This window comes from Humitalea sp. 24SJ18S-53 (assembly GCF_050632385.1).
GTDB lineage: Bacteria > Pseudomonadota > Alphaproteobacteria > Acetobacterales > Acetobacteraceae > Humitalea.
This window is the reverse complement of sequence record NZ_CP192599.1, coordinates 630,515-654,481: the sequence shown is the minus strand read 5'-3', so window position 1 is coordinate 654,481 and position 23,967 is coordinate 630,515. Positions and strand designations below refer to the sequence as shown.

At 70.2% G+C, this 23,967-nt stretch carries 22 protein-coding genes; 6 read left to right on the top strand and 16 right to left on the bottom strand.

What is annotated here, in order from left to right; genetic code table 11:
* Positions 1 to 3 precede the first annotated feature (3 nt).
* The gene (locus ACQW02_RS03100; protein WP_431283817.1) at positions 4 to 1,182 is read right to left on the bottom strand and encodes an FAD-dependent oxidoreductase; all 1,179 of its coding nucleotides are present in this window, start codon (positions 1,180 to 1,182) and stop codon (positions 4 to 6) included.
* The gene (locus ACQW02_RS03095; RefSeq protein ID WP_431283816.1) at positions 1,179 to 1,913 is read right to left on the bottom strand and encodes a GntR family transcriptional regulator; all 735 of its coding nucleotides are present in this window, start codon (positions 1,911 to 1,913) and stop codon (positions 1,179 to 1,181) included. Before ACQW02_RS03095 ends, ACQW02_RS03100 begins: the two co-directional genes overlap by 4 nt.
* Before the next feature lie 85 nt (positions 1,914 to 1,998).
* Between ACQW02_RS03095 and ACQW02_RS03090 the strand changes: the two genes are divergently transcribed.
* Both ACQW02_RS03090 and ACQW02_RS03085 read left to right on the top strand, forming a co-directional pair.
* Positions 1,999 to 3,633 (top strand): FAD-dependent oxidoreductase, encoded by a 1,635-nt coding sequence (locus tag ACQW02_RS03090; RefSeq protein WP_431283815.1) that lies wholly within the window; start codon positions 1,999 to 2,001, stop codon positions 3,631 to 3,633.
* Positions 3,634 to 3,638: 5 nt separating this feature from the next.
* Entirely contained in the window at positions 3,639 to 4,388 is a 750-nt protein-coding gene (locus tag ACQW02_RS03085) for a maleate cis-trans isomerase family protein (RefSeq protein ID WP_431283814.1), read from the top strand.
* A 165-nt stretch (positions 4,389 to 4,553) separates the two neighbouring features.
* Here ACQW02_RS03085 and ACQW02_RS03080 read toward each other — a convergent pair whose 3' ends face one another.
* Genes ACQW02_RS03080 through ACQW02_RS03050 form a run of 7 tightly spaced genes read right to left on the bottom strand, consistent with a single transcriptional unit; the run spans position 4,554 to position 12,243 of the window.
* Positions 4,554 to 5,342 carry an enoyl-CoA hydratase-related protein gene (locus tag ACQW02_RS03080; RefSeq protein WP_431283813.1) on the bottom strand — a complete coding sequence of 263 codons (789 nt, stop codon included), beginning with the start codon at positions 5,340 to 5,342 and terminating at the stop codon, positions 4,554 to 4,556.
* A complete protein-coding gene (locus ACQW02_RS03075) occupies positions 5,339 to 6,514 on the bottom strand; it encodes a CaiB/BaiF CoA transferase family protein (protein ID WP_431283812.1) in 1,176 nt (391 codons plus the stop codon). The genes ACQW02_RS03080 and ACQW02_RS03075 overlap by 4 nt, the downstream gene beginning before the upstream one ends.
* Positions 6,511 to 8,631, bottom strand: a complete 2,121-nt coding sequence (locus ACQW02_RS03070; protein WP_431283811.1) for a hydantoinase/oxoprolinase family protein — start codon at positions 8,629 to 8,631, stop codon at positions 6,511 to 6,513. The genes ACQW02_RS03075 and ACQW02_RS03070 overlap by 4 nt, the downstream gene beginning before the upstream one ends.
* The gene (locus ACQW02_RS03065; protein WP_431283810.1) at positions 8,628 to 10,244 is read right to left on the bottom strand and encodes a hydantoinase B/oxoprolinase family protein; all 1,617 of its coding nucleotides are present in this window, start codon (positions 10,242 to 10,244) and stop codon (positions 8,628 to 8,630) included. The genes ACQW02_RS03070 and ACQW02_RS03065 overlap by 4 nt, the downstream gene beginning before the upstream one ends.
* Positions 10,245 to 10,251: 7 nt before the next feature.
* Positions 10,252 to 11,232 carry a Bug family tripartite tricarboxylate transporter substrate binding protein gene (locus ACQW02_RS03060; RefSeq protein WP_431283809.1) on the bottom strand — a complete coding sequence of 327 codons (981 nt, stop codon included), beginning with the start codon at positions 11,230 to 11,232 and terminating at the stop codon, positions 10,252 to 10,254.
* A gap of 54 nt (positions 11,233 to 11,286) precedes the next feature.
* Complete coding sequence (locus ACQW02_RS03055; protein ID WP_431283808.1) at positions 11,287 to 11,976, bottom strand: GntR family transcriptional regulator; 690 nt, start codon at positions 11,974 to 11,976, stop codon at positions 11,287 to 11,289.
* Positions 11,977 to 12,024: 48 nt separating this feature from the next.
* A complete protein-coding gene (locus ACQW02_RS03050; protein ID WP_431283807.1) occupies positions 12,025 to 12,243 on the bottom strand; it encodes a LysR substrate-binding domain-containing protein in 219 nt (72 codons plus the stop codon).
* Here ACQW02_RS03050 and ACQW02_RS03045 point away from each other — a divergent pair.
* Entirely contained in the window at positions 12,242 to 13,195 is a 954-nt protein-coding gene (locus tag ACQW02_RS03045; RefSeq protein WP_431283806.1) for a hydantoinase B/oxoprolinase family protein, read from the top strand. The two genes, ACQW02_RS03050 and ACQW02_RS03045, sit on opposite strands and share 2 nt — an antisense overlap.
* A 207-nt stretch (positions 13,196 to 13,402) precedes the next feature.
* On the opposite strand, the gene ACQW02_RS03040 is transcribed toward ACQW02_RS03045, so the two are convergent.
* The 4 genes from ACQW02_RS03040 to ACQW02_RS03025 are packed head-to-tail and all read right to left on the bottom strand — an operon-like array spanning position 13,403 to position 17,184.
* Positions 13,403 to 14,812, bottom strand: coding sequence for a dihydroorotase (locus tag ACQW02_RS03040; RefSeq protein WP_431283805.1), 1,410 nt, complete (start codon positions 14,810 to 14,812; stop codon positions 13,403 to 13,405).
* Between the two features lie 10 nt (positions 14,813 to 14,822).
* Positions 14,823 to 15,746 (bottom strand): nucleoside hydrolase, encoded by a 924-nt coding sequence (locus tag ACQW02_RS03035; protein WP_431283804.1) that lies wholly within the window; start codon positions 15,744 to 15,746, stop codon positions 14,823 to 14,825.
* Positions 15,731 to 15,988 (bottom strand): hypothetical protein, encoded by a 258-nt coding sequence (locus ACQW02_RS03030; RefSeq protein ID WP_431283803.1) that lies wholly within the window; start codon positions 15,986 to 15,988, stop codon positions 15,731 to 15,733. The genes ACQW02_RS03035 and ACQW02_RS03030 overlap by 16 nt, the downstream gene beginning before the upstream one ends.
* On the bottom strand, positions 15,988 to 17,184 hold the full coding sequence (locus tag ACQW02_RS03025; protein WP_431283802.1) for a M20 aminoacylase family protein: 1,197 nt from the start codon (positions 17,182 to 17,184) through the stop codon (positions 15,988 to 15,990). Before ACQW02_RS03025 ends, ACQW02_RS03030 begins: the two co-directional genes overlap by 1 nt.
* A 45-nt stretch (positions 17,185 to 17,229) precedes the next feature.
* On the opposite strand from ACQW02_RS03025, the gene ACQW02_RS03020 reads away from it, so the two are divergent.
* Complete coding sequence (locus ACQW02_RS03020) at positions 17,230 to 18,804, top strand: ABC transporter substrate-binding protein (RefSeq protein WP_431283801.1); 1,575 nt, start codon at positions 17,230 to 17,232, stop codon at positions 18,802 to 18,804.
* A complete protein-coding gene (locus tag ACQW02_RS03015; protein ID WP_431283800.1) occupies positions 18,801 to 20,513 on the top strand; it encodes an adenine deaminase in 1,713 nt (570 codons plus the stop codon). The genes ACQW02_RS03020 and ACQW02_RS03015 overlap by 4 nt, the downstream gene beginning before the upstream one ends.
* Here ACQW02_RS03015 and ACQW02_RS03010 read toward each other — a convergent pair.
* Genes ACQW02_RS03010 through ACQW02_RS03000 form a run of 3 tightly spaced genes read right to left on the bottom strand, consistent with a single transcriptional unit; the run spans position 20,508 to position 22,674 of the window.
* Positions 20,508 to 21,254: an amino acid ABC transporter ATP-binding protein gene (locus ACQW02_RS03010; RefSeq protein WP_431283799.1), complete on the bottom strand. Its 747-nt coding sequence runs from the start codon at positions 21,252 to 21,254 to the stop codon at positions 20,508 to 20,510. The genes ACQW02_RS03015 and ACQW02_RS03010 overlap by 6 nt on opposite strands.
* Entirely contained in the window at positions 21,251 to 21,910 is a 660-nt protein-coding gene (locus ACQW02_RS03005) for an amino acid ABC transporter permease (RefSeq protein ID WP_431283798.1), read from the bottom strand. Before ACQW02_RS03005 ends, ACQW02_RS03010 begins: the two co-directional genes overlap by 4 nt.
* Positions 21,907 to 22,674 (bottom strand): transporter substrate-binding domain-containing protein, encoded by a 768-nt coding sequence (locus tag ACQW02_RS03000; protein WP_431283797.1) that lies wholly within the window; start codon positions 22,672 to 22,674, stop codon positions 21,907 to 21,909. The genes ACQW02_RS03005 and ACQW02_RS03000 overlap by 4 nt, the downstream gene beginning before the upstream one ends.
* Before the next feature lie 327 nt (positions 22,675 to 23,001).
* Between ACQW02_RS03000 and ACQW02_RS02995 the strand changes: the two genes are divergently transcribed.
* On the top strand, positions 23,002 to 23,967 hold the full coding sequence (locus ACQW02_RS02995; RefSeq protein ID WP_431283796.1) for a 2-hydroxyacid dehydrogenase: 966 nt from the start codon (positions 23,002 to 23,004) through the stop codon (positions 23,965 to 23,967).

Genomic DNA, 23,967 nt, shown 5'->3' with positions numbered 1-23,967 from the left:
CTCCTATGGAACCAGGGCCGCGGCGCGCAGCCCGGCGATCATCGACGAACGCAGCAGGTGTTCCCGCGCCCTGACCGGGTCGGTCGCGATGGCCTGCATCTCGGCCAGCATCTCGGCCCGGCGGGCGGGGTCGGTTTCGCGCATGCGGGCGCGGTTGCGATCGGCCTGGGCGATGATCTCGCGTTCGGCGATCGGGCGGCGGCGGCGGGTGTAGCGGTCGAGCATGGCGTCATCCGCCCCTTGCAAGACCTGCACCAGATGGGCCGCCAGTTCGAAGGCATCATGGATGCCGCCGTTCATGCCCATGCCGCCGGCGGGCGAATTCAGATGCGCCGCGTCGCCGGCCAGCAGCAGCCGCCCGGCGCGGTAGTTTTCGACGATGCGCTGATGCACGCGATAGGGCCGCAGGTCGGGCACGTCATAGGCGCCGTGCTTCGGGTGGATCGCCTGCAGCTTGCGCTGGATCGCCTCCGGCCGCAGCGCGTCCTCGACGCTTTCGCCTGGCGCCGGATAGAGCGACGCGCGCCATTTGCCCGGCACCCGCAGCAGCGAGAAGGTGCCGGAAAATGCCGGATGTTGCGTCCAGATGTAGTTCACGTTGGACAGGCCGGGCATCACCTCGTGGAACGGAAAGGCGGTGGTCGCCAGGATCACCGTCTCCGGATAGGTCTCGCCGCCAAAGCCCAGCCCCGCGGTCTTGCGCACCACGCTGCGCGCGCCGTCGCAGCCGATGACCCAGTCGGCGCGGAATGGTTCCATGGCGGGGCCGGCCAGGGTGGCGCCATCGGCATCCGGCGTGACGGTTTCGACCGGGCAGGAAAACCGCACCATGCCAGCGGGCAGCAAGGCCAGGATCAGCCGCGACAGCTTGTGCTGCTCGGCCTGCAAGCGGAATGGATGGGCCGTGTCGGGCGCGATCACCGACAGGTCGAAGACGGCGCGTTCGCCATCCTCATGCCGGCGGATCTGCCAGGTCGGCGTGACCAACCCCTGCGCGATCAGCGGTTGCGCGAGGCCGAGGCCATCCAGCATGTCGAGCGTCGGCGGATGGATCGTGCTGGCGCGCAATTCCTCGGCGATGTCGTCGGCGGCTTCGAAGACCTGGGCGTCGTGCCCGGCGCGATGCAGCAGCAGCGCCAGGGTCAGCCCGACGGGGCCGGCGCCGATGATGGCGATGGTCATGCGATCACCCAGCGCGGCGGCGCGGGTGCGCCTTCCGTGGTCAGCGGCACGCTATAGGCGAAGCGGTCGGGGCGGTAGCAACTGCGGCTGACCTCGATCACCCGGCCATCGGCATCGCGCGCCACGCGGTCCAGCGCGGTCAGCGCGGTGCCGGTCGGCAGGTCGAGCGGCCCCGCGACCTCGGGCGGGGCCGCGATGGCGATGACGGTCTGTTCGGCGTGGGTCATGGCCGCACCTCTTTCACGCAGGATGTTCAGCACCGTCTCACCCGCCGTCAGGCGGCGGCGCGGCAGGTTGCGGCCAAGCCCGGCGGGAAGCCAGGTCAGCGTATGGGAAAAGGCGCCGCGCGCATCGCCGCGCACCCGTTCCAGCCGGATGGCCCGCGCCGCCAGCAGCGCCATGACGGCGGGCGGCGGCACGGCCAGACCCAGCCCCAGGATTTTGACGCGCGAGGATAGGGCGAAATCGCGCATATCGGCGGCCCAGCCGGCGGCATTGCCCGATCCGGTGGGATAGGTGCCGCGCCCGGCTTCCCGCCGCAGCAGCCCCTCCGCCTCCAGTTCCGACAGGGCGCGGCGCAGGGTCATGCGCGCGGCGCCGAAGCGCGCGGCCAGATCATGTTCGCCCGGCAGCGCATGCCGCGCGGGAAAGGCGCCGGCGGCAAGATCGGCGCGCAGCACGGCGGCGATGCGTTGCCAGAACGGCGCGGGACGGGTGGCGAGCGGCTGCACATGGCGTGGTTACGGCCAGCCCCGCTTGCGCGCAACGGGGAAACCTCCGCAAATGTCTAACCTGTCCATGTTTGGAAGAAGCCCCATGCACGTCCCGGTCCTGATCGTGGGTGGCGGGCCGGTCGGGCTGACGCTCGGCATCGACCTCGCCTGGCGCGGCATCCGCTGCCTGCTGCTGGAAGAACGCGCCGGCTCCCTGCCGCATCCCAAGGCGACCTTGCTGGGCGCCAGGTCGATGGAGTTGTTCCGCCGCTGGGGGCTGGATGATGCGATCTACGACGCCGGCATCCGCCAGAATGATGGCTACCACATCATCTTCGCCGACCGGATGGCAGGGCACCTGCTGCATCGTTTCTCCAGCCCGGGCAGCGAGGCGATCCGCGCCCGCGATCCCGCCACCATCGCCCGCTTCCGCGAATTGGGCTGGAGCCCCTACGGAAAAACCCAGATCGGCCAGCAGGCGCTGGAACCCGTGCTGCTGCGCCACGCCCGCACGCTGCCGGACCTGGACCTGCGCCACGGCACGCGGCTGGTCAGCTTCACGCAGACCGCCGAGCGGGTGGAAGCCGTGGTCGAAGATGTCGCCACCGGGCAGGCGCAGACCATCACCGCCGATCACATGGTCGCCTGCGACGGCGGCGGCAGCGGCATACGCAAGGCGCTGGGCATCGGCTTTTCCGGCCGCGGGCGGCTGCGGTCCAACGTGTCCTTCTTCTTCCGCGCGGAAAACTTCCTGGCCGAGCATGGCAAGGGGCTGGCCAATCTCGCCTTCACCTTCACCCCCGATGCCTTTGGTGTCTTCACCGCCATCGACGGAAAAACCCTGTGGAACTACCAGCACTACTGGGCCGACCCGACGCGCGACGATGCGGCCGTGGATGCGACGGCCATCCTGCATCGCGCGATGGGCAAGCCCTTCGCGTTTGAACTGCTGCGCACCACCCATTGGCACCACCACCAATCCGTCGCGCAGCATTGGCGCAGCGGGCGCGTGTTCCTGGCGGGGGATGCGGCCCATCTGTTCGTGCCCACGGGCGGGGTCGGCATGAACACCGGCATCGGCGATGCGGCGGACCTGGCCTGGAAACTTGCCGCCGTGCACCAGGGCTGGGGCGGGCCGCGCCTGCTGGATGCCTATGAGTCCGAGCGCAAGCCCATCGCCTGGCGCAACAGCGTCGCCTCGGCCAACAACAGCGACCGGATCGATGCGGTGATGGCGGAAACCCCCGCCAGCATCGCCGATGATACCGAGGACGGCGCGGCCGCCCGCGCGGCGCTGAAGCCGCGGCTGACCTGGATGGCGCGGCAGTTCAACTCGGCCGGGCTGCACCTGGGGTATCGCTATGCCGATAGCCCGATCATCGTCGCCGATGGCACGCCCGAACCGCCCGATGACGTGAACCAGGTCGTGCCCAGCACCTGGCCCGGCAGCCGCGCGCCGCACCTGTGGCTGCATCGCGGCACCAGCACGCTGGATCTGTTCGGCCAGGGTTTCACCCTGCTGCGCTGCGGGCCATCCGCCCCGCTGGCGCCCCGGCTGCTGGCGGCGCTGCGCGCCCGGGGCATGCCGGTGGAAACCGTCCGCCTGGACGATCCGGCCGCCGTGGCGACCTATGCCACCCCCCTGGTGCTGGTGCGCCCCGACGGGCATGTGGGCTGGCGCGGCGCCTTCGACCCCGATTGCGCCGACACCATCGCCGACCATCTGCGCGGAGCCTGAAGCCGATGTCCCTCGAATACGCACCGCGCGGCCTGTTGGGCGTGCTGACCCCGCAGGCGAACACCACGGTCGAACCGGAAATGGCGCTGCTGCTGCCGCCCGGCATGGCCATGCTGAACGCCCGCATGTGCAGCGACAAGGACAGCATGATCGCCCGCCTGCTGGACTACATGGACGGGCTGGAGGCCAGCGTCGCACAATTCGCCAACGCCCCCGTCGGCGCCTTTGCCTTTGCCTGCACCGGCGCGTCCTACTTCGCCGGGCCGGCCAATGAAGATGCGAAGGTCGCGGCGATCGAGGCCGCGCGCCAAAAACCCTTCATCACCGCCGGCCGCGCCGTCTGCGATGCCTTCCGCGTGCTGGGGGCGCAGCGCATCGGCCTGGTCTCCCCCTACCCGCCCGACCTGACCGAAGCCGCCGTCGGCTATTTTTCCGCCCGCGGCCTGACCATCGAACGCGTCGCGGGGGCCGCTTTGCAGACCGCGGCCTTCCACCCGATCTACGCCATGGCGGCCGATACCGCCGAGGCCGCGCTGCACGGCATCGACACGACAGGCCTCGATGCGATCGTGATGCTGGGCACCGGCATGCCCACGCTGCGCCCCATCCTGGGCTGGAAAGGCGGCACGCCCGTGGTGTCCTGCATGCTGTCGCTGGCCTGGCGCAGCGTCTGCGCCATCGAAGGCCGCGCCCCGGACCGCACCAGCCTGGAAGCGTATATGCGCGGCGACGGCTGGGGCGCGCGGCTGGGCTGACGGGGCGAATTGCCGCAAGCTCCTGGCAGGCTGATGGCCGTCGGCGCGAATGCGCCGCGGGGCTGAATCACGCGACAAAACAACAAGCCAGACCGCGATGCGTGTTAGACCCTCGGCCAGCAGCGTCGGTGAATGCACGCCATCCAGAAGCCGGCGGCGGCCTGCTCAGCGCCCGACGAACACCGCTTCGCGCTTCTCCCGCTTCGCGTCGCGGCCTTCGGCGTAATCCGCACTGGCGTAGCAGGCATCCTCGGCCACCTTCACCCTTGCCAGGTCCGGAACCCCCTCCCGGCGCGTCAGCTCCTGGAAGGCGATCTTGGCGGCCTTCAGGCTGAGCGGGGCATTGGCCGCCAGATCCCGCGCCAAACCCGCCACGGCCATCCCGAGCGCGGGCATGTCCGGCAACAGCCGTCCGGCGATGCCGAGGCTGATCAGTTCCTCACCGGCATATTGCCGGCCCAGCAGCACCATCTCCCGCGCGCGGGCCAGGCCCACGACATCCACGACCTTCACGATATCCTCAAGCCGGTAGGGCAGGCCGAGGCGCACGGCCGGAATGCCGATGCGCGTATCCGCCGCGCAAAGCCGGACATCCGCCATCAGCGCGAATTCGAAGCCGGCGCCGAGGCAATAGCCGTGGATCGCGGCGATCACCGGCTTTTCCAGCGTCTGCAACGCCGTCGCCACCGCCCGCTGCCAGGCATTGTAGCGCGCGGCCGCCTGCGGATCGGCGCGGATGGTATCGAATTCGGAGATGTCATTGCCCGTGCAGAAGGCACGCTCACCGGCGCCAGCCAGGACAAGGACTCGGATCGCCGGATCCTCCGCCACGCGCGCCAGCAGCGCCGGCAGCGCCTGCCACATCTCGGCATTCACCGCATTCAGCCGCCGCGGATTGTCGAGCGTGAGCGTCGCCACGCCATCGGCGACCTCGAACCGGATCAGGCTGGTCACAGCGCGTTCTCCTGGCGCAGCGCCGCGATCTCATCCGGCGTGAAGCCGAATTGCCCGAGCACGATGTCGGTATGCTCGCCGCGATCGGGGGTCGGGTTGCGGGGGTTGGTCGTGCCCGGCATCTGGATCGGCGTGCGCACCAGGTTGATCTCGCCCAGGCGCGGATGCCGCACCGGGACGGCGAGGCCGAGGTGCCGCACCTGCGGATCGGCAAAGACCTGGTCCATGCGGTTCACCGGGCCTGTCGGCACGCCCGCGCGGTTCAGCCGCTCGATCCAGTTCGCCGCCGTATCGCCCAGCAGCCTGGCTTGCAGCACGGCGTTGACCCGCGCCCGGTTGGCGGCGCGCGCCTGCTCCGTCGCCAGTTCGGGTGTTTTGGCTTCCTCGGCGATATCCAGCGTCTCGACGATGCGCCGCCACATCTCGTCGCCGCCGGCCGCGATATTGATGACGCCGTCGGCGGTGTGGAACAGGCCCGTGGGCACCGTGGTCGGGTGGTCATTGCCGGTCTGTTCCGGCATCTGGCCGGACATGGTCCAGCGCGTCGCCTGGAAATCCATCATCGCCACCATGGCTTCCAGCAGCGAGGTATGGACCCAGCGGCCGCGCCCGGTGCGATCCCGCTCCAGCAGCGCGGTCAGGATGCCGATGGCGCAGTAGAGGCCGGCGGTGAGGTCCGCGACCGGAATGCCGGCGCGCACAGGCCCCTGGCCGGGCAGGCCCGTCACGCTCATCAGCCCGCCCATCCCCTGGGCGATCTGGTCGAAGCCGGCGCGGCGCGCATAGGGGCCGTCCTGCCCAAAACCGGAAATCGAGCCGAGCACGATGCGCGGGTTGATCGCGGCCAGCGCGTCATAGCCGATGCCCAGCCGGTCCTTCACGTCGGGGCGGTAATTCTCCACCACCACATCGGCCTGCGCCACCATGCGCCGGAATGCCGCCAGGCCCTGGGCATGCTTCAGGTTCAGCGTGATGCTGCGCTTGTTGCGATGGACATGCTGGAAGTCCGGCCCGTTGCGCGCGCCACCCATGCCCTTGCCGGTGTCGATCTCCTCCGGCGCCTCGATCTTGATGCAGTCGGCACCCCAATCGGCCAGTTGCCGCACGCAGGTCGGGCCGGAGCGCACACGCGTCAGGTCGAGCACGCGAATGTGGGAGAGAGGAAGGGTCACTGCACGGCCTCCTTCTGGCGGGCGGCTGGCAGGGCGGACCGGGCAAGGCGGATGACGATATTGCCGCTCGCTTCCACCGCCGCGCGGGCGCCAGGCGGGATCAGCAGGGTGGACATGGCTTCCTCGATGATGGCCGGGCCGGCAATCTCCGACCCCGCGGCCAGGCGCCTGCGATCCAGCACCGGGGCGTCCACCACCGTATCGCCGAACCGGGCGCGCCGCGTGCCGGTGCGGGGGTCGCCCGCCGCCATGACGGGAACGGCGGGGTCCAGCGTGCCCATGCCGGTGCTGCCGGTGACCGAGACCCGGATGTTGATCAATTCGATCGCGGCGACAGCGGGGCGGCGGGAGAAGACGCGCTCATAGGCCGTCTCGAAGGCGGCGCGGATGGCGGCCTCGGTGTCGGGGCCGTAGGGACCGGGCGGGATCTCCGTCATCACCTCATAGCCCTGGCCCAGGAAGCGCAGGTCGGCGGCGCGGCGCCGGGTCAGCACGGCGCCGGCGCCGAGGGTCGCGGCGATGACCTCCCGCGCCTCGTTCTCCATCGCGGCGAAACGTGCCTCCAGCGCGGCCCAGTCCATGCCGTCCAGCCGGCGCGTGACGGTGGCGACCCGGTCCACCCGGGCCGGTGCCAGCAGCAGGCCGAGGGCCGAGGCGACGCCGGCGCCGGGCGGGCAGATCACCTCGGCGATCCCCAGCCGGCGGGCCAATTCGGCGCCGTGCAACGGGCCGCCGCCGCCGGTGACCAACAGGGAGAAGTTGCGCGGGTCGTGCCCCTGCTCCGCCACATGCACGCGCGCGGCGGCGGCCATGGTCTCGTTCACCACGGCGTGGATGCCGGCCGCGGCATCCGGCGTATCCAGCCCGGCCTGGTCGGCCAGGTTCGCGACCGCAGTCACCGCCGCCTGCGTATCCAGCCGCATGGTGCCGCCCGCGAAGGTGTCGGCATCCAGGTAGCCGAGCAGCAGGTTGCCGTCGGTGACGGTCGGCTCGACCCCGCCGCGCCCGTAGCAGGCCGGGCCAGGGGTCGATCCGGCGCTGCGCGGCCCGACCTTGAGCAGCCCCAGCGCATCATGCGCCGCGATGGAGCCACCGCCCGCGCCGATCTCGATCAACTCGATGGTCGAGATGTTCAGCGGCAGGCCGCTGCCCGAGGTGAAGCGCCGCTCGCGCCCGGCCTCGAAGCGATGCACCACCAGCGGCTCGCCGCCCGTCACCAGGGCCAGCTTGGCCGTGGTGCCGCCCAGGTCGAAGGCCAGCAATTCCCCCCGCCCCGAACGCTGCCCGAAGAAGGCGGCCGACAGCGCGCCGGCCGCAGGCCCGCTTTCCAGCAATTGCACCGGCACGCGCTTGGCTTCGTCCACATGGGTCAGCCCGCCATTGGACAGCATCATGAACAGCGGCGCCGTGATCCCAAGCGCCGCGAGGTCGCTGGAAAGCCGGTTCAGGTAGCGTTCCGCCAGCGGCTTCACATAGGCATTCGCGACGGTGGTGGAGCTGCGCTCGAACTCACGGATCTGCGGCGAGACGTCGCTGGACAGCGACAGGATCAGCCCGGGATGCGCCGCCGCGATCAGCCGCGCCGCCTCCCGCTCATGCGCCGGATTGGCATAGGCATGCAGGAAGCAGATGGCGACGGATTCCACGCCCTGCGCCACCAGTGCCGCCGCCGCCGCCAGCACGCTGGCGGGGTCGAGCGGGATTTCCACCGTGCCATCCGGCGCCAGGCGCTCCATCGCCTCCTGCCGCAGCGCGCGGCGGACAAGCGGGCGCGGCAAGGGCAGGTGCAGGTCGTAGAGCTCGTATTTGCGCTCATGCCCGATTTCCAGGGTGTCGCGGAAGCCGGCGGTGGCGATCAGCCCGGTGCTGGCGCCGCGCCGTTCGATCAGCGCGTTGGTGAACAGCGTGGTGGCATGCACCACGCGGCCCACGGTGGCGGGGTCCACCGCCTCGGCGGCGAACAGGTGCCGGATGCCGGTCACCACCCCCAGCGCCGGATGGTCGGGCGTGGTCAGTTCCTTGTGCGCGGCGAAGCGGCCGGTGCTGCCGTCATAGAGCACCAGGTCGGTGAAGGTGCCGCCGATGTCGATGGCCAGGGCGTGGCGGTGCGCGGTCATGCCGATGCCTCCGGAACCAGCCCGTCCAGGCGGTCCTGCTCAATCAGATCAGAAGACCGGCTGGCCGGGTCGCCAAAACCACCGCCGCCGGGGGTGCGCAGCTCCACCGTGCTGCCGGGCTGCAGGATGTGCTGCCGCTTGGGGTCCACCAGCACGCCGTCGATCAGCACGCCGCCGGGCGTGCCGGCGCCGCCACCGTCCAGGCCCCGGGCCGCTGCTTCCTCACGCGTGCGCTCGGCCATGAAGGTGATGGCGACGGGGGTCTCGGACCGGCTCTCGAAGGCCCATTCCTGGCCAGTGCCGCCGCGATGGCGCCCGACCCCGCCGGTGCCCTCGCGCAGGCGGCGGTGGCGGATGCGGAAGGGCGCACCCTGTTCGATCATCTCGACCGGGGCGGCGGAGACGTTGGAGGGCCAGCTCAGCACATTCGCGCCATCGCGTTCCGCGCCGGCGCCATAGCCGCCGTTCATGAAGAACTGGTTGGCGATCGGCGTGCCATCCGGCCGCACGCCGGCGAAGTTCAGGCTCCACAGCGGCGACCCCACCCCGGCGATCACCCGTTCCGGCATCGCCTCGGCAAGGGCCTCCAGGATCATCGGCGGGATGAAATGCCCGGTCAGCGCGCGGTTGGCACCGGCGGCGGGCGGCGTGGAGTTGAGGATGCAGCCAAGCGGCGCCGACACGGTGATCGGGCGGAAGGCGCCCTCGTTGTTCGGCACCTCCGGACACAGCGCCGCCTTCACCGCGAAGGCGGTGTAGGCGAGCGTATAGGCCAGGCACACATTGATGCCGCGTGGCACCTGCGGGTCGGTGCCGGCGTAATCCGCGTGGATCGAATCACCTTCCTTGCGCAGCGCCAGCCGCAGGCGGATCGGTTCGTCCAAGCCATCCGTCAGCACCTCCGCATGGTAGATGCCGTCCGGCACGGCGCGGATCGCCTCGCGGGTGGCACGCTCCGACCGGCCATGGATTTCGTCGGCCAGCGCTTCAAGATTGTCCAGCCCGTGCTCGGCCAACAGGGTGCGCAGCCGGCGCTCCATCAGGTCCAGCGCGGTGAACTGGGCGTAGAGGTCGCCCATCACCTGGTCCGGCACGCGGGTATTCTTGCGCAGGAAGCGCACGAAGGTGTCGTCGATCGTGCCCGCGCGCACCACCTTCATGATCGGGATCTGCAGGCCTTCCTCATAGACCTCGCGCGATTCCGCGGTGCGGATGCGGCCGCCGATATCCGGCGCATGCGCGACGGAGCCGGCGAAGCCGAGCAGCCTGCCATCCTGCATGATCGGCTTGGCCACGGTGATATCCGGCAGGTGGCCGGTGCCCAGCCAGATGTCGTTGGTGATGAGGATGTCGCCCTCCTCCAGCGTCTCCGGCGGATATTCCGCCAGGAAGTGGCCGATGGTGCGCGGCACGGTGCAGAGGAAGGACGGCACGCCATCCGTCGCCTGCACCAGCGAATGGCCGCGCGCATCGGTCAGCACGCAGGCGAAGTCATGCGATTCCCGCACGATGGTGGAAAACGACGTGCGCAGCAGCGCCGCCCCCGCCTCGTCCACGATGGAGACGAGGCGGGTCCAGAGCAGTTCGAGCGTGACCGGGTTGAAGCCTGTCATGGGACCCTCAGTTGAGTACGATGCCGGCGGCCTGGATCACGCGGTTCCACTTGATCGTCTCGCTGGCGAAGAAGGCGCGGGATTCGGCGACGGTGCCCGCCACCGGGGTGATGCCGAGCGCCGCCAGCCTGTCGCGCACGGTGGCCGTGGCAAGGATTGTGCGGGCATCAGCGTTCAGACGTTCCAGCAGCGGCTCCGGCACGCTGGCCGGGGCGGACAGGGCGAGCCAAGCCGTGGCGACGTAGCCAGCGACCCCGGCCTCCTGCGCCGTGGGCACGTCCGGCAGGGCCGGTGCGCGCGCCTCGGAGGTGACGGCCAGGGCGCGCACCGCATTGCCCCGCACCAGGGGCGGGATGGTCGGCAGGTTTTCGAACATCACCTGGATGTTGCCGGCGACCAGGTCGGTCAGCGCCGGGGCACTGCCGCGATAGGGCACATGCGTCATCTGGATGCCGGCGGTGAGCATGAAGAGTTCGCCGGCCAGATGCGTGGAGCTGCCGTTGCCGGCGGAGCCGAAGCTGAGCTGCCCGGGCCGGCTGCGCGCCAGGGCGACCAGCTCCATCAGGGTCTGCGCCGGGAGGCCAGGGTTCACGACGATGACGTTCGGCAGGTCGCCCAGCACGGTGACGGGCGACAGCTCCCGCGCCGGATCATAGCCCAGCCGCGGATAGATCGCGCTGGCGCCATGGATGCCAAGCGTGCCGAGCAGCAAGGTGTAGCCATCGCCCGGCGAGCGCGCGACGAGTTCCGCACCGATGTTGCCGCCGGCGCCGGGGCGGTTCTCCACCACGACGGGCTGGGACCAGAGCGCGCCCAGATGCTCCGCCATGATGCGGGCAAGCACATCCCCCGCGCCGCCTGGCGCGAGCGGCACGATGATGCGGACCGGCTTCACCGGGAAGGCCGGCGACGCGGTCGAAACCTGGGCCATGGCCGGCATCGCGGAGACTGCGATGGCCAGCGTGGCCGCGAACAAATGGCGCAACATGATTTTTCCTCTTCGGGTTCAGTTGCGTGACGAGGCGGTGTTGTCCCGGGTGTTTTATTTGTTGAGTGTCGCCGTCAGCACGCTGACGTAGACGGCACGGCCCGCGGCGATGTGGCGCCGCATGGCGGTCTCGGCCGCTGTGCCGTTCCCGGCCTCGATGGTGGCCAGGATTTCGGTGTGTTCCTCGGCGATCCGGCCATGGCGTTCCGGCACGCCGCGCGCGAGATGGCGGTAGCGCTCGAAGCCGAGCAGGACCTGTTCGTGGCAGGCGATGGCGGAGACATTGCCGCTCAGCCGGCGCAATTCCTCATGGAAGTCGAAGCCGACGGCGAGCATCAGCTCGGCGTCGCCGATGGCCAGCACGCGCATGTGCCGCGCGTGAATGGCGCGCAGCCGGGCGGTATCAGCCGCGCCGCGCGCGACACGGCCGGCAGCCGAACTGGCCAGCAGGCCCTCCAGCACCTCACGCGTCGCCGACAGGTCGTGCATCTCCTCCATCGACAGGGGCGGCACGCGCAACCCGCGCGCCGGCTCGCGCACCAGCAGCCGCAACTGCTCCAGGCGCCGCACTGCGTCGCGCAGCGGCGTGCGGCTGACGTTGTAGCGGGCGGCGAGGCGTTCCTCGGTCTCCACCACATCGGCCGCGAGGTCGCCGCTGGTGATCGCGCCCAGCAATTGCCGGAACACCATTTCGGTGGCGGTCATGCCGGAGGGGGCGCGGTCGTGGTCGGTGGTCCATCGCATGCGTCCATGAATGCATGTATACATGGATACGGCAAGAGGCCCCATGGCTCAGCCGCCCGCCTGGCGCAGAATCCAGTCCCGGAAGGCCCGCAGGGCTGGCACCTCCTCCGCCGCGTCGGGATAGACAAAGCGATAGGCGGCGTCGTCTTCCAGCACCTGCGCGAAGGGCGTCGCCACACGGCCGGCGGCGATATCGGCCTCCACCAGGAAGCGCGGCAGCAAGGCGACGCCAAGCCCGGCCGCCACCGCTTCGATCACCATCGCCATGTTCTGGAACTGCGGCCCACGCAGCGCCATCCTGGCATTGCCGGACGGCACCTATCGCAGCGAATTGCAGACCGACGGGCTGTTGGACAAGCCGGTCACGCTGAAGATGGCGCTGACCATCGCGGGCGATTCCATCTCGGTCGACTACAGCGGCACGGATGCGCAGGTCGATCGCGCGATCAACTGCGCGCTTTGCTACACAGACGCGATGACGATGTACGGCATCAAAGTCTGCACCAGCGCCACCCTGCCGAACAATGAGGGCGCCTGGCGCCCCATCAGCGTCTCGGCGCCGGCGGGCTGCATCGTCAATCCGGTCTTCCCGGCCTCCGGCGGGTCCCGCATGCTGATCGGCCATTACCTGCCGATGCTGGTCTTCGGTTGCCTCGGCCAGATCGTGCCGGAGCGGGTGATGGCGGCCTGCGGGTCGCCGATGTGGGGCATGAACCAATCCGGCGTGAACGCGGCGGGCAAGCCTTACGCCAACATGTTCTTCTTCAATGGCGGCATGGGCGCGAACATGCAGGGCGACGGGATTTCCTGCCTCTCCTGGCCCTCCAACGTGTCGTCCACGCCGGTCGAGATCACCGAGCACATCGCGCCGCTGCGCGTGCATCACAAGCGGCTGCGCCCCGGCAGTGGCGGCCCCGGGCGCCACCGGGGCGGGCTGGGGCAGGAGGTGCTGCTCGAAAGCCGATCCGAAAGCCCGATCGCCGTCTCCTTCCTCGCGGAACGGACCATCTTCCCGGCCTTCGGGATCGAGGGTGGTGAGCCCGGCGCATGCGGCATGCTGCGGATCAATGGCGAGGCGGTGGACCCGAAGCGCCAATATGTCCTGGCGAAGGGCGACACGGTCCTGCTGGGGACGCCGGGCGGCGGCCGCCATGGCAGCGTGGCGATACGATCCGACAGGGCGCGTGAGGCGGATCGAGCCTCCGGCTACCTCGCCTGACGGACCGGTCCTTGCGTTGACGGCCGCGTCCCATGCCGCCGGTCGTCGGGCCAGGGATTGGCTGGAACCAGGCCGGCCGGAGATCGGGCGGGGATCCCAGCCCTCCGACTCCCGGTTTTCCAAGGCAAGGACGGCTGGAATGTTCGGGGGGAAGCGGTAGGGCTCATGGGCGGTATAGGGAGGATCACCCCCCTTCACGCCTCCCCGTCAAAACGGCATCGCATTCGCCTTCAGGATCGCGCGCGTCGTCGTCGCCTCGTTGCGCGGTGCCGGGGTTGGCATGGCGGGTTTTTCCATGCGGCCCCAGCCCGCGGCCTCGGCGACCACGCCGTCTTCCATCACCACGCGCCCGCGCACGATGGTCACGACCGGCAGGCCGGTGGTTTCCATCCCCTCATAGGGCGTGAAGCGGCTGCGTTCGCTGTGCAGGTTTTCCGCGCGGATGGTGGATTTGGCGGCCAGGTCGATGATGGCGATATCGGCATCCGCCCCTGGCTGGATCACGCCCTTGCGCGGATACAGGCCAAAGGCGCGCGCCGGCGCGGCCCCGGCGGCGCGGACGTAGTCCTCCAGGGTGAAACGTCCCTGGTTCACCAAGGTCAGCATCAGCCGCATCGAGGTTTCGACACCGGGGAAGCCGCAGGCATTGTCCCAGTTGGACGGGTTCTGCACCTCGGCCAGCGCGTGCGGTGCGTGATCGGTCGCGATGATGTCGATGATGCCATCGCGCAACGCGGCCAGCAGCGGTTCGCGCTGCGCGCCCTCACGGATCGGCGGGTTCAGCCGGCCAATCCCCGCCTGCGCCCCGGTCAGGTCCTCGGCGGCGATCAGCAGGTATTGCGGGCAGGTTTCCACCGTGATCGGCACGCCGCGCGCCTTGGCGTCGCGGATATAGGGGATCGAGCGGGCGCAGGATTCATGCACGATATGGATGCGCGCCCCGGTCCATTCCGACAGCACGATGCAGCGGTTCAGGCTTTCCAACGCCACGATGTCCGCACGCGCGCACCAATGCGCGTAGTCATCGTCGCGCCCCACCGCCTGCATGCGCTTTTCGCGCCAGAACAGCATCGGCGAATTCTCGGCATGGATCGAACAGCGTAGGCCCAGGCGCGCGAGTTCCTCAAACCCCTCCAGCACCGCGCCGTCATTCGGCGCGGGCAGGTTGCCGGTGGTATTGCCGTAGAACAGCTTGAACCCGATGACGCCCGCGGCGGCCAGGTCCGGGATCGCATCCAGCGTGCGTTCGTCCAGCAACCCATAGAGCCCGTAGTTCACCACCGCATCGCGTTCGGCGGCGGCGCGCTTCAGCGCCAGCGCATCGAGCGACCAGGTCGGCGGGTCGGTGTTCGGCATGTCGAAGACGGTGGTGACGCCACCGGCCGCGGCGGCGCGGGTGCCGGTGCGCCAGTCTTCCTTATGCGTCATGCCCGGTTCGCGGATATGGACATGGGTGTCGATCGCACCCGGGATGACGAAGCGTCCCGTCGCATCGATCACCCGCGCGGCGGGCAGGGGCCCGCCGACATGGGCGATCTTGCCGTCCTTGATCCCGACATCGGCAACAAAGCGCCCCGTCTCGTTCACCACGGTGCCGCCGGATATCAGAAGGTCCACGTTCGTTTCCTCAAGGCAGGCGTTGCAGGGCATCGGCCAGCATGGCGAAGAATCGCGGGGCGTCCAGAGTCTCGGCCATGCGGATTTTCGCCGCATGGGCGGTGCGGCCCCAGCGGTCGATATGGGTGCGGCCGCGCGCGGCCCCGTCGCCGGTATCGACGCGCACCGCGGCCTGGCGAAAGCCGAACATCGCGGGCGCGATGACCGCCGCCACGGCGCAGGGATCGTGCAGCGCGAAGCCGGCATGGTCGAACCGCCGCGATGGCGGCACCGCCCCCAGGATGGCGCGGGCGGCACGGGCACAGGCGCCATCGCGCGGCAGGGCGGCCAGCACGGCGGGCGTGATCAGCGCCTGCGCCGTCAGGTCCAGGGTGACCAGGGTGATGGGGACATCCGCCTCCAGCAGCATCGCCAGTGCCTCGGGGTCCATCGCGGCATTGTATTCGGCGGAGGGCGTCCAATTCCCCTCCCCCCAGGCGCCAGCCATGATGCTGATGCCCGACAGGCGCCCGGCCAGCGCGGGTTCCGTCGCCAGCGCCAGGGCCAGGTTGGTCGGTGGTGCGAGGGCGATGGCGGCGACGGAGCGCGGGGCCGCGTCGCGCAGCAGCGCCCGGATGGCATCGGCCGCGACCCCCGGCGTCACCGGCGGGCCATCGGGCAGCACGACCCCGCCCAGCCCATCGGCGCCATGCACCGCCGTTTCGGCCCGATGGTGGCCCAGCAGCGGCCGGTCCGCCCCGGCCACGACGGGCACCGGCTTGCCGGCCAGCCCCACCACCGCCCGCGCATTCGCCAGCGTCCGGTCCAGCGGCACATTGCCGCCAGAGACCGTCACCAGCCGCACATCCATGCTGGCCAGCGCCAGGAACAGCGCGATCGCGTCATCCGTCCCCGGATCGCAATCGACGATGGCGGGGATCAGGCCAGTTTCCACGACACCAATCCCGCGATCACGGCCGGCACGGCAAAGATGCCAAGGAAGATCGGCAATTCCTGCGCCACCGTGTAGCCATGGGTGGTGCCGACCCAGAGGTTCACCCCCGCCAGAACCAGCCACAGCGGGATGAAGACCCTGCCGCCCATGACCGCCCCGGGCATCCCGCCCCAGGCATGGCCCAGCAGCAGGCAGGCCAGCAGCAAGGCGAAACCGCCACCCAGCACGATCACCGTATGCATCAGACTGCCTCCTGCCCCAGTTCCGCCTCGACCACCGAACACCACCAGGCCGCGCCATGCGCCAGCGCCGCATCGACGAAATCGAAGTGCGGGTTGTGGTGCTGGCCATCCGGATGCGGGGGATCGCCGGTGCCGAGCCAGGCATAGACGCCGGGGCGGGCCAGCAGCATTTCGGCGAAATCCTCGCCGGCCGTGATCGGCGGGTGGTCGTCGCGGGCATTCTCGGCCCCCAGCCCCAGGACCGCCGCGCGATGCGCGATGGCGGCCTGGGCCGCGTGGTTCACCGTGGGCGGCAGGCGGCGGATGTAGCGATAGGCGCAGGCGACGTTCAGCATCGCGGCGCAGCCTTGCGCGATCTCCCCGATGCGGCGTTCCAACAGGTCGCGTTCGGGGGCGGCGAGCGCCCGGGCGGTGCCGGCCAAATGCACCTCGGACGGGATCACATTCGGCGCCCGCGCCGACCCGGCCGCCATATGCCCGACCGAGGCGACCGCGGTCCGCAGCGGGTCCAGGTCGCGCGAAACGATGGTGTGCAGGGCGGTGATGAACTGCGCCGCCGCCAGGGTCGCGTCGGTGCCCTGGTGCGGCTTGGCGCCGTGGCTGCCGCGGCCGGTAAAAACCACCTCCCAGGTATCGCTGCTGGCCAGCACCGGCCCCTTGGGCACGGCGATGGTGCCGAGCGGCAGGCCCGGCAAATTGTGCAACCCATAGACGGCATCGACGGGGAAGCGGTCGAACAGCCCCTCCTCGATCATGCGCATCGCGCCGCCCAGGCTTTCCTCGGCCGGCTGGAAGATCAGGTGGACGGTGCCGGAAAACCCGTCGCGATTGGCGGCCAGATGCTTCGCCGCGCCCAACAGCATGGCGGTATGCCCATCATGCCCGCAGGCGTGCATTTTGCCCGGGACGGTGCTGGCGTAATCCGCCCCCGTGACCTCCTGCATCGCCAGCGCATCCATGTCGGCGCGCAGCCCGATGGAGCGGTTGCCGGGGCGGCCGGTGATGGTGCCGACCACGCCGGTGCCGGCGATGCCTTCTGTCACCGCGATCCCGGCGGCGCGCAATTCGGCGGCGACCAGGGCGGCGGTGCGCGTTTCCTCGAAACCCAGTTCGGGATGGGCGTGGATGTCGCGCCGCCAGGCGGTCATGGCGGGGACCAGCGGGGCCAGGGCATCGGGGGTGTTGCGTTGCGACATGGGGCCAATGGTGGCAGTTTCGCGGCACTTCCGCGAGGGTCCCCCATGCGCCGCTTCCTGCTCGCCGCCACGATTTTCGCAAGCCCCGCCCTGGCCCAGAATCAGGCGGCTCCGCCCGCCGAAACCCTGCGCATCGGCATCGAGGCGACGACCACCAGCCTGGACCCGCATTTCGCCAGCATCATCACCAACTTCGCCTTTGCCCGGCACTGGTTCCAGCCGCTGGTGGAACAGGACGCACGCCAGGTGCTGCGGCCGTCGCTGGCATCGTCCTGGCGGATCGTCGATCCGCTGACCTGGGAATTCACCCTGGACGACCGGGCGCGCTTCCATGATGGCGCGCCCGTGACAGTCGATGATGTCGCCTTCAGCATCCAGCGGGCCGGCGATGTCCCCAATTCGCCCTCCTCCCTGCGCGCCTATACCCGCCCCGTGGCGGGGGTCGAGGCGGTGGACGCCCGCACCCTGCGCATCCGCACCCATGCGCCGACGCCGCTGCTGGCCAATTACCTGTCGCTGGTCATGATCGTCAGCAAGCGCCATGGCGAGGGCGCGACCACCGCCGACTACAATGCCGGCCGGGCGATGATCGGCACCGGCCCCTACCGCCACGTCTCCTGGCAGCCGGGCGGCATCGCCGTCATGGCCCGCAACGACGGCTTTGCCGGAACCGCGCCCGCCTTTGCTCGCGCCGAATTCCGACCTATCGCCAATGCGGGCGCCCGCGTCGCGGCCCTCCAGGCCGGCGATGTGGATCTGATCGAGATCGTGCCGCCCGACCAATTCGCCCGGTTTCGCGGCGATGCGCGGTTTGCCGTCGCGGAAAGCCCGTCCAACCGGCTGATCTTCCTGACCCTGGACAGCGACCGCGAGACCACGCCGCATATCCGTGCGCGGGATGGCTCGGCGCTGGCGAACCCGCTGCGCGACCGGCGCGTGCGGCGGGCCTTGTCCCTGGCGATCAACCGCGATGCCATCGTCTCCCGCACCTTGCAGGGCCAGGCGCTGGCGGCGGGCGACCTTGGCCCGCCCGGGTATTTCGGCACCTCGCCCGATTTGCGCCCGGACCCCTTCGACCTGGACCAGGCGCGGCGCCTGCTGGCCGAGGCGGGTTTTCCGCAGGGCTTTGCCGTCCAGATCAACGGGCCGAACGACCGCTACATGAACGACGAACAGGTGGTGCAGGCCCTGGCGCAGATGTGGACGCGGGCGGGGCTGCTGGCCTCGGTCGAAACCAAGCCGCGCGGCCCCTGGCTGACCGAGGCGGCGCAACTGCGCTATTCCGTGAACCTGGCGGGCTTCTCGCCCAACCCCGAGGTGCTGGGGATGCTGGAAACCCAGATCCACACCTGGGACACGGCCCTCGGCCTCGGCACCGCCAATCGCGGGCGCTTCAGCAACCCGGCCATCGACGCGATCATCCAGCAGGCACGCACCACGATGGATGATGCCGAACGGTCGCGCCTGACCCAACAGGCGACCCGCATGGCCCTGGCCGACGAGACGGCGCTGATCCCGCTGTATTTCCAGGTGAACACCTGGGCCATGAAGCGCGGCATCGGCTACGAGGCGCGGACCGACGAGATGACCTTGGCGACCAGCGCCACCCGCGCGCCGTGACCCGCGCGCGCGCCATCGCCGCGGCGCGGGGCCTGGCCCCCTTCGACCGGCTGCTGGCCGGCGGCACCCTGGCCGATGTCGCGACCGGCGAATTGCGCGCGGCCGATATCGGCATCGTCGGCGGGCTGATCGCCAGCGTGCATCCGCCGGGCGCGCGAAAAGATGCCGCGATCATCGACGATGTCGCGGGCATGGTGCTGGCGCCGGGGTTCATCGACAGCCACCTGCATTACGAATCCTCGCTGATGACACCAGCGGATTATGCCTCGGTCGTGGTGCCCGCCGGCACGACGACCTGCGTCTGGGACCCGCATGAACTGGCCAATGTCGCGGGGCTGGACGGCGTGCGCTGGGCGCGCGACGCGGCGCGCGGCTTGAGCCTGCGCACGATCATCGCCGCCCCCTCCTGCGTGCCATCCGCCCCGGGGCTGGAGGTCGCGGGCGCCGAGATCGGCCCGGCCGAGATGGCCGAGATGCTGCGCTGGGACGGCGTCTTCGGCGTGGCCGAGGTCATGGACATGGCGGGCGTCCTGGATGCCGCGCCCCGCATGGCGGGCATCGTCGCCGCCGGCATGGCGGCGGGCCAGAACGTGCAGGGCCATGCGCGCGGCCTGGCGGGCGCCGACCTGCAAGCCTATGCGGCATCGGGCGTGACCTCGGACCACGAGATCACCTCCGCCGCCGATATCGTGGAAAAACTCCGTGCCGGGCTGACGGTCGAATTGCGCGGCAGCCACGATTACCTGCTGCCCGAGGCCGTGGCGGCGGTGATGGCGCTGCCGGTGTTTCCGGCGACCCTGGTGCTCTGCACCGATGATGTCTTTCCCGATGAACTCGTCGCCAAGGGCGGCTTGCGCGACACCATCGCCCGGGTGATCGCGCGCGGCATGCCGCCGATGCTGGCGCTGCGTTGCGCGACCCTGCACGCGGCCTTGCGCCTGAAGCGCGACGACATCGGCCTGCTGTCCGCCGGACGCGCGGCCGATATCGTGGTCCTGTCCGACCTGCACAACGTCACCGTCGCGCGCTGCTACGCCGCGGGCCTGCCCGCCACGGCCGAGGCGCCACGCCCACCCGCCGGCTTGCGCGACACGATGCGCCTGGCGCCGCTGACCCCCGAAGCCCTGTCGCTGCGCCCCAAGGGCGCAGGCGCCCTGCCAGTCGTCGGCGGCACGCGCTTCACCACCTGGGATAGCATCGACGTCGCAACGCAGGACGGCATCGCCATGGTGCCGCCCGGCCATTCCCTGCTGGCCGCGATCCATCGCCACGGCCGCGCCGATCCAACGCCACAGGTGGCGCTGGCCTCCGGCTGGGGCGAAATCCATGGCGCGGTGGCGACCACCATCTCCCATGACAGCCACAACCTGATGGTGTTTGGGCGCGACCCGGCCCTGATGGCGATCGCCGCCAATGCGCTGATCGCGGCCGGCGGCGGCATGGCGGTGATGGAGCCTGATGGCCGCCTGACCGTGCTGCCCCTGCCCATCGCCGGGCTGCTGGCCGAAACCCCCGCGCCCGAAACCGCCCGCGCCTTCGCCGCCCTGCGCGATGCCGCCGACCGGACGGTGGACTGGGCGCCGCCCTTCAGGATCTTCCGCGGGCTGACCGCCGTGTCGCTCGCCTGCAACCCCGGCCCGCATCTGACCGACCTTGGCATCGCCGATGTGGCGACGGGGCGGGTGATCGACCCCGCGCTGCCGCTATGACGACAGCACGCGGGCCAGGAAGACGCGGCTGCGGTCTTCCTGGGGGTTGTCGAAAAAGGCACCGGGCGCACCCGCTTCGATAACGCGCCCTTCGGCCATCAGCACCACGCGGCGGGCGATGTGCCTGGCAAAACCCATCTCATGCGTGACCACCAGCATGGTCATGCCATCGCGGGCCAGGGCTTCCATCACCGCCAGGACTTCGCCCACCAGTTCGGGGTCCAGCGCGCTGGTCGCCTCGTCGAACAGCATCACCCGTGGGGACATCGCCAGTGCGCGCGCGATGGCGACGCGTTGCTGCTGCCCACCCGACAATTGCGCCGGATATTTTTGCGCGTGGTCGGCCAGCCCCACCCGTTCCAGCAGGGCGGCGGCGCGGTCGCGCGCCTCGGCTTTCGGCAGGCCCAGCACCGTCACCGGGCCTTCCATCACATTGCCCAGCGCGGAAAAATGCGGCCACAGGTTGAAGGACTGGAACACCATCCCGACCCGCGCCCGCAGCCTGGCCAATGCGCGTTTGCGCAAACCCGGCCCGATCGGGGCGCCATCGATCAGGATGGTCCCGGAATCATGCCGTTCCAACTGGTTCACGCAGCGCAACAGCGTCGATTTGCCCGCACCCGATGGGCCGATAACGGCGACGACCTCCCCCTCCGCCACGTCCAGGGTCACGTCGCGCAGGACCTGATGCGCGCCGAAGGACTTGCTCACGCCCTGGATGGAAACGACCGGTGCGTTCATTTGACGCTGTAATACGACAGGCGCTTTTCCAGCATGGTCTGCGCCACCTGCAACACCGTGGTCATCAGCAGATAGAGGATGCCGGTCATCACCAGCACCTCCACCACCTTGTAGGTGGATGAATAGATGCTCTGCGCCGTCAGCATCAGATCGGGCACCGAGATCACCGACACCAGCGACGAATTCTTCACCAGGGTCGTGGACTGCCCGACATAGGGCGGCAGCGCCGGGCGAAACGCCAGCGGCAGCACGATCCGCCGCATCGCCTGGGCGGGCACCATGCCGACCGCATAGGCGGCCTCCGCCTGGCCCAGCGGCACCGACTTGATCGCGCCGCGAAAGATCTCGGCGAAATAGGCGGCGGAGTTCAGCGACAGCGCCAGGATCCCGCTCTCCCACGGCCCCAGCCGCAGCCCCGTCGCCGGCAGCGCGTAATAGACGGCAAACAATTGCAGCAGCAGTGGCGTGCCCCGCACCAGCCAGATGAACGTCCAGCCCGCCCCCGCCAGCGCCGGGTTGCGCGACATGCGCAGCAGCGCCACGCCCAATCCCATCGCCGTCGCCAGCACCAGCGACGCGGCACTGATGGTGATGGTGATCCAGCAGGCCCGGACCAGATGCGGCCCATAGGTCCCGACAAAATCCCAATCTATCAAGCGGCGAACCACTGCGCGAACAGCCGGGCCTGCGTGCCATCGGCGATTCTCGCCGCGATCACGGCGTTCACCGCCGCCACCAGGTCGGTGCTGCCAGGCGGCAGCACCATGCCCAGGGGGCCGGGGCGCAGCGCGCGGCCGACGATCGTCAAGGGCGCCTGCGTCGTGCGGATCGCATGCGCCGCCCCGCCGCGCCCGACCACCGCCGCATCGACCCGGCCCGTCCGCATCTCCAGCATGATATCCGGCAGGCCGGGGTAGGCGCGCAGCGTGCCGGCATTCGCCAACTCCCGCGCCACCTGTTCCTGCACGCTGCCGGCCGCGGCGGCGACGGTCAGCCCGCGCAGATCCTCGATCTCCCGCACACTGGTGTTGCGGGTCGGCACGATCACCACGACGTCATCCGAACCATAGGGTGCGGACAGGGTGAAGGCGGCCTCGCGTTCCGGGGTGATGCGCACGGCGCTCATCACCGCGTCGAACTGCCCGGCCAGCAGCCCCGGCAGAATGCCGCGCCATTCCAGGCGGGAAAACCGGGCCTCCACCCCCAAGCCGGCGCAGATCGCGCGCGACCAGTCGATGTCGAAGCCGGTCAGGACATTGTCCGGCCCGACGAAGGTATAGGGCGCATTCGCCCCGGTGGTGGCGATCCGCAAATATCCCTGTTGCCGGATCTGCGCCGCGGTTGGCGGACCGGCCTGGGCATGGACCGCGAAAGGCAGCAGGGCGGCGGCGGTCAGCAGGCGACGGCGGTCAAGCGGCATGACGGGGTTCCTTGGCCAGGCGCGGCCATGCATGGCGGTGGAAAGCGTCGGTCACATCCAGATGCGTCAGCATCCTGGTGTGCCGATCGTGACAGGACGGGCGCAATGCGCCGATGTTTTCCCCCGCATGGCATCCGGCGCGGCGGATCCATCCACGCAGACGATCCCGCGCGGTCATCCGGGTCAAGTCACCTCCATGGCATGCCTGCCTGCGCAGGGCCGCGGCCGGTGGCCCGCTTTTCTGGCCCCCCCGGTTTTCTGGCCCTGCCGGGGTGACGTCCGCCTCGCAGCCGGTAGAACCATGGCCATGCCACAGGGATGCCAAAAGTGACCGAGACCCAAACCCCCCGCGGCGTGCTGATCTGCCCGATGCCGGCCGACAAGGACGCGATGCACGCCGCCTTCCTCGCCCAATCCGGCGACCGCCGCGTGTACCTGTATCCCGAACTCGCCGCCCCCGACGCGCCCATGGCCGAACAGATCGGCTGCATCGTGGCCTTCCGCCCGCCCAGGGACATCTTCGCCAGCCTGCCGCATCTGCGCCTGCTGCACGGCACCGGGGCCGGGGTGAACCACATGCTGGCGGTGCCCGACCTGCCACGGCATTTGCCCATGGCGCGGGTCGTGGCCGATGAGGTGACGCAGGGCATGGCACAGCATTGCCTGCATGCGCTACTGCGCGAATTGCGCGACCACCGGACCTACGACCGCCTCCAGCGGGAGAAGGTCTGGAAGCGCCTGCCGCAGCGCGACGCCGGCACCTGGCCGGTCGGGATCATGGGGCTGGGCGCGCTGGGGATGGGCCTGGCCGATGTGGCGCTGCGGCTGGGGTTCGCCGTGCGTGGCTGGTCGCGCGGGGAAAAATCGGTGCCCGGTGTCGCAACCTTCGCGGGGCGGGACAGCCTGCCGGACTTCCTCGCCGGGCTGTCCGCCCTGGTCGTGCTGCTGCCGCTGACGCCGGAAACCACCGGCATCGTCGGCGCCGCCGAACTCGCGGCCATGGCCCCGGGGGCGGTGGTCGTCTCCGCCGCGCGCGGCGGCCAGGTGATCGAGGCCGATCTGATCGCGGCCCTCGACTCCGGACATCTCTCCCACGCGCATCTGGATGTGATGGCGACCGAACCGCTGCCGCCGGAAAGCCCGCTCTGGACGCATCCGGCCATCACCGTGACCCCGCACATCGCCGCCGCCCCGAACGGCCCGGCCCTGGCGCGGCTGGTGCTGGAGAATTTTGCCCGGCTGGAAGCGGGCGCGCCGCTGCTATTCCCGGTGGATCTCACGCTCGGGTATTGA

What these genes read in the sequence shown, in the direction of transcription:
- ACQW02_RS03100 (WP_431283817.1), bottom strand. Translation starts at nt 1,182, where the DNA reads ATGACCATCGCCATCATCGGCGCCGGCCCCGTCGGGCTGACCCTGGCG.
- ACQW02_RS03090 (WP_431283815.1), top strand. Translation starts at nt 1,999, where the DNA reads ATGCACGTCCCGGTCCTGATCGTGGGTGGCGGGCCGGTCGGGCTGACG.
- ACQW02_RS03085 (WP_431283814.1), top strand. Translation starts at nt 3,639, where the DNA reads ATGTCCCTCGAATACGCACCGCGCGGCCTGTTGGGCGTGCTGACCCCG.
- ACQW02_RS03070 (WP_431283811.1), bottom strand. Translation starts at nt 8,631, where the DNA reads ATGACCGCGCACCGCCACGCCCTGGCCATCGACATCGGCGGCACCTTC.
- ACQW02_RS03065 (WP_431283810.1), bottom strand. Translation starts at nt 10,244, where the DNA reads ATGACAGGCTTCAACCCGGTCACGCTCGAACTGCTCTGGACCCGCCTC.
- ACQW02_RS03060 (WP_431283809.1), bottom strand. Translation starts at nt 11,232, where the DNA reads ATGTTGCGCCATTTGTTCGCGGCCACGCTGGCCATCGCAGTCTCCGCG.
- ACQW02_RS03055 (WP_431283808.1), bottom strand. Translation starts at nt 11,976, where the DNA reads ATGCGATGGACCACCGACCACGACCGCGCCCCCTCCGGCATGACCGCC.
- ACQW02_RS03045 (WP_431283806.1), top strand. Translation starts at nt 12,242, where the DNA reads ATGTTCTGGAACTGCGGCCCACGCAGCGCCATCCTGGCATTGCCGGAC.
- ACQW02_RS03050 (WP_431283807.1), bottom strand. Translation starts at nt 12,243, where the DNA reads ATGGCGATGGTGATCGAAGCGGTGGCGGCCGGGCTTGGCGTCGCCTTG.
- ACQW02_RS03030 (WP_431283803.1), bottom strand. Translation starts at nt 15,988, where the DNA reads ATGCATACGGTGATCGTGCTGGGTGGCGGTTTCGCCTTGCTGCTGGCC.
- ACQW02_RS03025 (WP_431283802.1), bottom strand. Translation starts at nt 17,184, where the DNA reads ATGTCGCAACGCAACACCCCCGATGCCCTGGCCCCGCTGGTCCCCGCC.
- ACQW02_RS03020 (WP_431283801.1), top strand. Translation starts at nt 17,230, where the DNA reads ATGCGCCGCTTCCTGCTCGCCGCCACGATTTTCGCAAGCCCCGCCCTG.
- ACQW02_RS03010 (WP_431283799.1), bottom strand. Translation starts at nt 21,254, where the DNA reads ATGAACGCACCGGTCGTTTCCATCCAGGGCGTGAGCAAGTCCTTCGGC.
- ACQW02_RS03000 (WP_431283797.1), bottom strand. Translation starts at nt 22,674, where the DNA reads ATGCCGCTTGACCGCCGTCGCCTGCTGACCGCCGCCGCCCTGCTGCCT.